The organism is Luteococcus sediminum, assembly GCF_054783495.1.
In genome coordinates this window covers 23,383-31,821 of sequence record NZ_BAAGQL010000044.1, presented here as the reverse complement: position 1 = coordinate 31,821, position 8,439 = coordinate 23,383, and the positions used below count along the sequence as shown (strand labels likewise).

The window sequence follows — 8,439 nt, the reverse complement described above, 5'->3', positions numbered from 1 at the left end:
TCGGCAAACGCCGTGACGACACGCTGGCCCACAACTACCGCGAATGGCTCAAAGCCGCTTGACACGAGATAGGAGCATCAGTTCCCGATGCCGAGCGGCGCCCATGGTCCGGCGCCCGGTCACCGATGGCGCACAATGGGGGCCATGGCATCGCGCAAGACCGTCCTCAAGGTCACAGATCTCACCCGGTCCTATGGGGACCACGTCATCGTCGACGGCTTCAACCTGAAGGTGGCCGAGGGGGAGGCGGTCGCGCTGACGGGGCGCAACGGCGCCGGCAAGTCCACCGTGCTGCGCTGCATCATCGGCGCCGACCGCCCCACCAGCGGCAGCGTCGAGGTCTGCGGGCTGCGGATGCGCGAGACCGACCCCGAGATCCGCCGCAATGTGGCCACCGTCATCGACGACCTCGACTTCTTCCCCGACCTGTCGGTCGTGGAGCACCTCGACCTGCTGGCCCGCGCCCATGGCTTCCACGACCCCGACGCGATCGTCGACGAGGTCCTCGACGAGGTGCAGCTGGTTCCGCAGGCAGCCCAGTTGCCCGGCACCCTGAGCTCCGGCCAGCGCCGGCGCCTGGCCCTGGCCACAGCCTTCGTGCGCCCCCGTAAGCTGCTGGTGCTCGACGAGCCCGAGGCGCGCCTCGACGTGGAGGGTGTCGCCTGGCTGGGCCGCCGCCTGCGCGCCGACCTCGACGACGGGCTGGCCGTCGTGATGGCCTCCCACGAGCCCTCCCTGGTGGAGGCCGTCGGCGCCCGCATCGTGGAGCTGGGCGGGCCGCGCGGATGAGCGCCCAGCGCGCGGACCGGGTCCGCGACGACGCAGCGGACGTCGCCACGCCGCTGTCCTCGGACGTGGAGGTCGACGAGAAGCAGTTGCGCCTGCTGGTGGGGGACTGGCGCAAGGGCCGTGCCAACCGTCCCCTCTCGCGCCTGCTCGGGGACGGTTACGTGATGGTCTTCGCGCTGGTGATGATCGGCGCGATGCTGGTCAACACCATCCGCGAGGCCCAGCGGATGGCGGCCAGCTGCGAGACGGCCGGCTGCACCTCGGGCCGTTCCCTGCTGCCCTGGGCAGCACTGGCCGGTGTGCTCGCCATGGCGCTGGCCGCCTGCCGCATCTTCGGTCCGGTGCTCGCCAGCGCCGCGGAGGGCTTCTGGCTGATGGACTCACCAATCCGGCGTTCCCGCCTGCTGGCCCGACGGCTCGTGCTGGCCGTGGCGCTGGCGGTGGCCGGTGGGCTGGTGCTCGGTGCGCTGGTGGCGGCCCTGACCGGCTCTTCGGCAGCCGGGGTCTTGGCCTGGAGCGGTGCCTGCGGTCTGGGTGCAGGCGGGCTGGTGGCCTTCGCCGCGGCGGAGCAGGGAGCGGAGCGCACCTGGACGGTGCGGGCCCTGCAGGGCCTGGCCGGACTGGCGGGCCTCGGCACCATGCTGGCGGTCATCGCCACCGCCACCGGACACCTCGACTACCGCCCCGGCGACATGCTCGCGCTCGAACTGCCGGCCCTGGTGGCCGCGCTGGGTCTGGTGCTGCTCGTGGTGGCCGGCCTGGTGGCCAGGGCCCGTCTGGGCAGCATCCGCCGCGCCCGCCTGATGGCCGGCGGCTCGATGGCCAGCGGCCTGCAGGGCGCCATGTTCGGGCTCGACCTGGGCCTGATGCGCGACATCCTGGTGGAGCGGGAGGCCGTCGAGCGCGGTCACGTGCGCGCCACGCGCGGCCGTGGTCTGGGTACCACTGCACTGTTCTGGCGCGACGTCCAGCGCGCGATCCGTTTTCCCCGCCCGCTCTTCCTGCTGGCCGTCTCCGCCGTGGTCCCCTATGCCGTCTCGGCGCTGGGCCTGGGCCGGTTGAATGCGGCCATCTCGGCGATCGTGTTGATGGCGGCCCTGGTGCCCTTCTTCGCCAGCCTTCGTGTGCTCACCAGGTCCAAGGGCCTGGCCCGGTGCCTCCCGTGGAGCACCAGCCAGCTGCGCGGTGCCGCGAGCATTCTGCCCGGCATCCTGGCCGGTGCGTGGAGCCTGGCCGTGCTGCCCGCCTTCCTGGGGGCCGGCACCTCAGATCCTGCCCCGCAGGCCCGGACCCCGCTGGTGGCGCTGGTCTGCGGCGTGGCCGGTTTCATCGCCGCCTTCCGCTGGGTGGCGGCCAAGCCGCCCGACTACTCCGGTCCGATGGTCTCCACCAGTGCCGGTGCCTTGCCTCCGGGTCTGGCCACGAACCTGGTTCGCGGCTTCGACATGGTCGTGTTGATCACCCTGCCGGTGGTCTTCGGGCTCTCGCCGTGGATCAGCCTGGTCATCGCCGCGCTCGCCTGGTCCATCCTGCGGATGGGCGGGCTGGACCCCGACGAGATCGCGGCCCAGAAGGAGGAGCAGGAGCGGATGCTGGCCGAGGCCAAGAAGGGTGGCGCCACCCGGCGTTGATGGTCCACCAGGGCCGCCAGCCGGTGGCGGCAGGCGCCAGCCCTGGGCCGACGCGCCGGCGTTTCACTCGCCGGTGAGCGCCTGCCGCATCGGCGTGAACTTGGCCAGCGTCTCGGTGAGTTCCTCCTCGGGAACCGAGTCGCGCACGATCCCGCAGCCCGCGAAGAGCTGCATCTGGTGGGGGTCGACGGCACTGAGCTGTCCGCCGCGCAGGGCGATCGCCCACTCGCCGTCGCCCTGGGTGTCGATCCACCCGACCGGCCCGGCGTAGTGGCCGCGGTCGAGCTGTTCGAGTTCGCTGATCAGCTCACGTGCCACCGGGGTGGGCGTGCCACAGACGGCAGCCGAGGGGTGCAGGGCGGCGGCCAGCGCCAGCGACGAGGTGCCGGGCGTCACGACTCCGGTGATGTCGGTGGCCAGGTGCAGCACATTGGGAAGCTCCAGCACATAGGGCGCGTCGGGCACGTTCATGCCCGAGCACCAGCTCTCCAGCGCGTCGGCGACGGACTCGACGGCGTACTCGTGCTCGCGCAGGTCCTTCATCGAGCCACTGAGCGTGGTGGCCAGCTGCGAGGCGTCGGCGGCATAGGGGCGACGGATGGTGCCGGCCAGCACGCGCGAGGTGGCCAGGCCCCCCTCAGTGCGCACCAGCATCTCGGGCGAGGCGCCGACGGTGCGGTCCACCAGGTAGGTCCAGCAGTCGCGGTAGCGGTTGACCAGCTGGCCGACCAGCCATCGCGGGTCGATCGGGGACTCGGCGCGGGCCAGCATCTCGCGAGCCAGCACGATCTTCTCCACGCCGCCCTCGCGGATCAGGCGCACGGCCTCGGCGACGCTCTCGCACCAGCGCTCGGCGTCCTGGGTCCCGTCGACCAGCTCGACCCGGCCGGGCGGGGTGGGGTCGGGCTGCACCTTGGGCATCCGGTCGGTCACGTCACCGTGGCCGATGCGGGTCATCCAGGCCTTGCCGCGGCGGCGGCCCAGGACGACCTCGGGCACCACGAGCACGGAGGGTTCATTGGACCGGTCACCGTCGAAACTGAAGGAGCCGAAGGCGATGGGGCCGGTACCGGAGACACCCAGGAGTTCGGTCTCGTTCTCGACCTCCTCGGCGAACTGCTGCCACCACACGTCGGCGGCCTCCGGGGAGTCGGTGGTGAAGCGGGCGACCTCGCCGATGCCGATGACGCCGTCGCCGCGGCGCAGGAAGGCCTGGGCCGGGCCGTCGGGGAGGAACCTCTCCAGGTTTCCGGGGTCGTCGATGGCGACGGTGCGGGCACGCAGTCGCTCGGAGCCTGGGTTGACGATCACCCCGGCATGCTATCCAGTCGACGGCCCGGGGCGAAAAAGGCGCGGGCAGCCACCCTTGGGGTCGAATTAAGTAAGCAAGTGATGCCCTAAACCGATTCTGTTCCGCCTTGTGGGGGCCGAGTCGAGGGCATCTGGGGATCGGTTGGGACACCGGGCGCGCAAGACCCTAGACTCAGCTCGTGACCACACTTCCCCGGGCGTCTTCTGCTGCCTGCCCACCGGGTGGAGTGCAGACGAACAACAGGAGGGTAGATGTCGGTCGACGCGCCTGACGCCATTCGCCGCGCGGACGCCATCGTCGTTGGCGCCGGACCGGGTGGATCGGCCACCGCCGCACACCTGGCCCGCCGGGGCCTGGACGTCGTACTGCTGGAGAAGGCCACCTTCCCGCGCGACAAGATCTGCGGCGACGGCCTGACCCCCCGTGCCGTGCGCGCCCTGGTCAAGCTCGGCGTCGACATCAGCGAGGCCAATGGCTTCCACCGCAACGAGGGTCTGCGCATCTACGGCGGCGCCTCCCAGGTGGACGAGGGCACCGACCTGTTCATGCCCTGGCCCGAGCTCACCGACTTCCCCGACTTCGGCCTCACCTGCGCCCGGATGGACCTGGACGAGAAGCTCGCCCGCCATGCCGCCTCCCTCGGGGCAGAGCTCGTCGAGGGTGCCAACGTCAGCGCACCGGTCCTGGATGGCGACGGACGCATCACCGGTGTCGAGACCAAGGACGGACGGCGCTTCATGGCCCCGGTCGTGGTGGCCGCCGACGGCGTCAGTTCCCGCCTGGGCGTTGCCATGGGCGTGCACAAGCTCGACGAGCGCCCGATGGGCGTGGCCGTGCGGGCCTACTACGTGAGCCCTCGCGGCAATGACGACTTCATGGAGTCCTGGCTGGAACTGTGGGACGGCGAGCCCGGCAAGTCCGACGTGCTGCCGGGTTATGGCTGGATCTTCCCCATGGGCGTCGACGCCCAGGGCCGCAGCGTGGTCAACGTCGGACTGGGCATGCTCGACAGTTCCGAGGCCTTCGGCAAGACCGACTACAAGGACCTGATGCGCCGCTGGCTCGAGGCCACCCCGGCCGAGTGGGGGCTGCGCGAGGAGAACCGCCTCACCCCGATCCGCGGCGCCGCGCTCCCGATGGGCTTCAACCGCAAGCCCGCCTATGCCAAGGGCCTGCTGCTGGTCGGCGACTCCGGCGGCATGGTCAACCCCTTCAACGGGGAGGGCATCGACTACGCCCTGGAGGCCGCCGAGCTGGCTGCCGACGCGATCGCCCAGGCCCATGCCCGCGGCATGGGATCCAGCGCCGCCGAGAAGGCCCTGGAGGGCTACAGTTGGCAGTTGGAGGGCGCCTTTGGTGGGTACTTCCGGCTGGGGCACGTCTTCGCATGGCTGATCGGCAAGCCCGCCGTGATGCACGTGTGCATCAAGTACGGCCTGCCGCGGCGCCGGCTGATGAAGCTGGTGCACAAGCTGCTGGCCAACCTCACCGATCGCCGGGGCGGCGATCTGGACGACCACATCATCAACACCCTCACCCGACTGGCACCCAAGGCATGACGACCAGCCGGAACAGCACCACCACAGCATCCCCAAGGAAGGGCGTCAGGGCATGAATCCCTACATTCCGATCGTCGGACTGGCAGCACTGGCTGCGCTCTTCGTCCTGGTCATGGTCGGGCTGAACCTGCTGTTCAGCCCCACCCGTATCAACCGGGCGAAGCACGAGACCTATGAGTGCGGCATCGACCCGACGCCCCAGGCCAGCGGTGGTGGTCGCTTCCCGGTCAAGTACTACGTGATCGCGATGCTCTACATCATCTTCGACATCGAGATCGTCTTCCTCTACCCGTGGGCGGTCAGCTTCAACAGGCTGGGCACCTTCGCCGTGGTGGAGATGCTGCTGTTCATGGCCACCGTGCTGGTCGCCTACTTCTACGTCTACCGCCGCGGCGGCCTGGACTGGGACTGAGACCCAGCGAAACGAAGGGAAAGCAATATGAGCCACGACGAAGACGGCAGCGTGCTGCTCGCCTCATCCGAGGCGGTGGTGGGTTGGCTGCGCAAGACCTCCTTCTGGCCGCTGACGATGGGCCTGGCCTGCTGCGCCATCGAGATGATCTCCTACGGCGGCCCGCGCCACGACGCCTCGCGCTGGGGCCATGAGGTCTTCCGCGCCTCCCCGCGCCAGGCCGACCTGATGATCGTGTCGGGACGACTGAGCCAGAAGATGGCCCCGGTCGTGCGCCAGCTCTACGACCAGATGCCCAATCCCAAGTGGGTCATCTCGATGGGTGCCTGCGCCTCCTCCGGCGGCATCTTCAACAACTACGCGATCGTGCAGGGTTGCGACCACATCGTGCCGGTCGACTACTACCTGCCCGGCTGCCCGCCCAACCCGGACCAGCTGATCGACGCCATCTTCAAGCTGCGCAAGGACATTCAGCACACCCCGCTGCTGGGCAACGTGGAGCGCACCCACGAGCGCAATGAGCAGGCCGCCCTGGTGGCCACCCCCACCCATGAGATGAAGGGCCTCATGCGATGAGCGACGACAAGACCATCGACGAGCCGGTCCGCTCGCCCGAGGCCGCCCCCAAGGGCGGCGTCGAGCGCGAGGACGCCCAGCCCACGCCGAACGCCCCGGTCACCCTGCACCAGGACGGTGCCTACGTGCTGAAGCAGACCGAGGGCATGTGGGGTTCGGGATCGCCCGACACCTCCGGCTATGCCGGCATGCAGCGCACCATCGAGGCGCCCGGTGTCGTCCAGCGCCCCTATGGCGGCTGGTTCGACCAGGTCGCCGACCGGATGGAGGAGCTGGTCCCCGGCTTTTCGACCGGTCGCGTGATCATCCACCGCGACGAGATCACCTTCTTCGTCGTGCCGCAGAAGCTCACCGCCCTGGCCCGCCAGCTGCGTGACGACCCGGAGCTGCGCTTCGAGGTCTGCAGCACCGTCTCGGGCGTGCACTACCCCGCCCAGCAGGGCGAGGAGCTGCACGTGGTCTACCAGCTGCTGTCCATCACCCACAACCGACGGATCCGGCTCGAGGTCACCCTTCCCGACGGCCACCCGCACGTCGACTCGGTGGTGGCCACCTGGCCGATGGCCGACTACCACGAGCGCGAGGCCTGGGACATGTTCGGGATCATCTTCGACGGCCATCCCGGCCTCACCCGCGTGCTGATGCCCGACGACTGGGTCGGGCACCCGCAGCGCAAGGACTACCCCCTGGGTGGTATCCCCGTCGAGTACAAGGGTGCGACGGTGCCCCCGCCGGACCAGCGCAGGAGCTACTGATGAGCCACGCCATGAACGAGGACCTGTACGCCGGCGGCGACAGCACCCCCGTCGACCACGTCTACATGTCCCAGGGCAATGACTGGGACTCCATCGTCGCCGAGCAGGCCGACCGCAGTGACGAGACGATCGTCATCAACTTCGGCCCGCACCACCCGTCGACCCACGGCGTGCTGCGCATGGTGATGGAGCTGGACGGCGAGACCGTGAAGTCCGTGCGTCCCGGCATCGGCTTCCTGCACACCGGCATCGAGAAGAACATGGAATACCGCACCTGGACCCAGGGCGTGACCTACATCACTCGTGCCAACTATGTGGCCAGCATCTTCAACGAGGCCGTCTACTGCCTGGGCGTCGAGAAGCTGCTCGGCATCCAGGCGCCCGAGCGCGCCGACATCCTGCGCGTGATGGCCATGGAGGTCAACCGGATCGGTTCGCACCTGATCGCGGTGGGCACCGGTGGCCTGGAGCTCGGCGCCTCCTCGGTGGCCGAGGTGGCCCTGCGCGAGCGCGAGATCACCCTGGAATTCCTCCAGGCGGTCACCGGCCTGCGCATGAACAATGCCTACATCCGTCCCGGTGGCGTGGCCGTGGACCTGCCCGAGGACGGCCTGGACCGCCTGCGGGCCCTGGTGCAGCGGATGGAGAAGTACCTGCCCGAGCTGGCCGGCTTCTGCAATGCCAACCCCGTCTTCCGCGCGCGCATGTGCGACGTGGCCACCCTCGACCTCACCGCCTGCATGGCGCTGGGCGTCAGCGGCCCGGCGCTGCGTGCCACCGGCTACCCCTGGGACCTGCGCAAGACGCAGCCCTACTGCGGCTACGAGGACTACGAGTTCGACGTGCCCACCTGGGACAGCAATGACTGCTACGGCCGCTTCCGGGTCCGCCTGGAGGAGATGAACCAGTCCGTGCGCATCCTCAAGCAGGTCATCACCAAGCTGGAGGCCACCGCCGGCCAGCCCGTGATGGTTGAGGACCCGCACATCAAGTGGCCGGCACAGCTGGCACTGGGCCCCGACGGCCAGGGCAACTCGCACGAGCACATCAAGCACATCATGGGCGAGTCCATGGAGGCGCTGATCCACCACTTCAAGATCGTCACCGAGGGGTTCAAGGTTCCGGCGGGCCAGGTCTACACCGCCATCGAGAATCCCGGTGGCGAGCTGGGAATGCACCTGGTCTCGGACGGTGGCACCCGCCCCTTCCGCGCCCACCTGCGCGATCCAGGTTTCAACCACATGCAGGCGATCCCGGCGCTGATGGAGAGCGGCATGCTCTCCGACGTGATCCCGGCCCTGGCCTCCATCGACCCCGTCATGGGCGGTGTGGATCGATGACCACCCGCTCCACAGCAGGGGGGACGACCCCCCTGTCACCCCCCGCAGTACTCGCGCGCAGTACC

General features: G+C 69.5%; 8 protein-coding genes. 7 read left to right on the top strand and 1 reads right to left on the bottom strand.

Features of this window, described 5'->3' with window-relative positions; genetic code table 11:
* The first annotated feature begins 135 nt into the window (after positions 1 to 135).
* Both ACYVKA_RS14100 and ACYVKA_RS14095 read left to right on the top strand, forming a co-directional pair.
* Positions 136 to 789 carry an ABC transporter ATP-binding protein gene (locus ACYVKA_RS14100; RefSeq protein WP_460706351.1) on the top strand — a complete coding sequence of 218 codons (654 nt, stop codon included), beginning with the start codon at positions 136 to 138 and terminating at the stop codon, positions 787 to 789.
* Complete coding sequence (locus ACYVKA_RS14095; RefSeq protein ID WP_460706349.1) at positions 786 to 2,420, top strand: DUF6297 family protein; 1,635 nt, start codon at positions 786 to 788, stop codon at positions 2,418 to 2,420. Before ACYVKA_RS14100 ends, ACYVKA_RS14095 begins: the two co-directional genes overlap by 4 nt.
* Before the next feature lie 63 nt (positions 2,421 to 2,483).
* Here ACYVKA_RS14095 and ACYVKA_RS14090 read toward each other — a convergent pair whose 3' ends face one another.
* Complete coding sequence (locus ACYVKA_RS14090) at positions 2,484 to 3,731, bottom strand: isochorismate synthase (RefSeq protein ID WP_394275460.1); 1,248 nt, start codon at positions 3,729 to 3,731, stop codon at positions 2,484 to 2,486.
* A gap of 252 nt (positions 3,732 to 3,983) precedes the next feature.
* On the opposite strand from ACYVKA_RS14090, the gene ACYVKA_RS14085 reads away from it, so the two are divergent.
* The 5 genes from ACYVKA_RS14085 to ACYVKA_RS14065 are packed head-to-tail and all read left to right on the top strand — an operon-like array spanning position 3,984 to position 8,374.
* Positions 3,984 to 5,291, top strand: coding sequence for a geranylgeranyl reductase family protein (locus ACYVKA_RS14085; RefSeq protein ID WP_460706347.1), 1,308 nt, complete (start codon positions 3,984 to 3,986; stop codon positions 5,289 to 5,291).
* A 52-nt stretch (positions 5,292 to 5,343) separates the two neighbouring features.
* The gene (locus ACYVKA_RS14080) at positions 5,344 to 5,703 is read left to right on the top strand and encodes an NADH-quinone oxidoreductase subunit A (RefSeq protein WP_460706345.1); all 360 of its coding nucleotides are present in this window, start codon (positions 5,344 to 5,346) and stop codon (positions 5,701 to 5,703) included.
* 27 nt (positions 5,704 to 5,730) lie between these two features.
* Positions 5,731 to 6,279 (top strand): NADH-quinone oxidoreductase subunit B, encoded by a 549-nt coding sequence (locus ACYVKA_RS14075; protein WP_394275457.1) that lies wholly within the window; start codon positions 5,731 to 5,733, stop codon positions 6,277 to 6,279.
* Positions 6,276 to 7,034: an NADH-quinone oxidoreductase subunit C gene (locus tag ACYVKA_RS14070; protein WP_394275456.1), complete on the top strand. Its 759-nt coding sequence runs from the start codon at positions 6,276 to 6,278 to the stop codon at positions 7,032 to 7,034. Before ACYVKA_RS14075 ends, ACYVKA_RS14070 begins: the two co-directional genes overlap by 4 nt.
* A gap of 11 nt (positions 7,035 to 7,045) precedes the next feature.
* A complete protein-coding gene (locus ACYVKA_RS14065; RefSeq protein ID WP_460706353.1) occupies positions 7,046 to 8,374 on the top strand; it encodes an NADH-quinone oxidoreductase subunit D in 1,329 nt (442 codons plus the stop codon).
* The last annotated feature ends 65 nt before the right edge of the window (positions 8,375 to 8,439 follow it).

Excerpts from the sequence above, each read along its gene's own strand:
- ACYVKA_RS14095 (WP_460706349.1), top strand. The coding sequence starts at position 786 with ATGAGCGCCCAGCGCGCGGACCGGGTCCGCGACGACGCAGCGGACGTC.
- ACYVKA_RS14100 (WP_460706351.1), top strand. The coding sequence starts at position 136 with ATGGGGGCCATGGCATCGCGCAAGACCGTCCTCAAGGTCACAGATCTC.
- ACYVKA_RS14080 (WP_460706345.1), top strand. The coding sequence starts at position 5,344 with ATGAATCCCTACATTCCGATCGTCGGACTGGCAGCACTGGCTGCGCTC.
- ACYVKA_RS14085 (WP_460706347.1), top strand. The coding sequence starts at position 3,984 with ATGTCGGTCGACGCGCCTGACGCCATTCGCCGCGCGGACGCCATCGTC.
- ACYVKA_RS14075 (WP_394275457.1), top strand. The coding sequence starts at position 5,731 with ATGAGCCACGACGAAGACGGCAGCGTGCTGCTCGCCTCATCCGAGGCG.
- ACYVKA_RS14070 (WP_394275456.1), top strand. The coding sequence starts at position 6,276 with ATGAGCGACGACAAGACCATCGACGAGCCGGTCCGCTCGCCCGAGGCC.
- ACYVKA_RS14065 (WP_460706353.1), top strand. The coding sequence starts at position 7,046 with ATGAACGAGGACCTGTACGCCGGCGGCGACAGCACCCCCGTCGACCAC.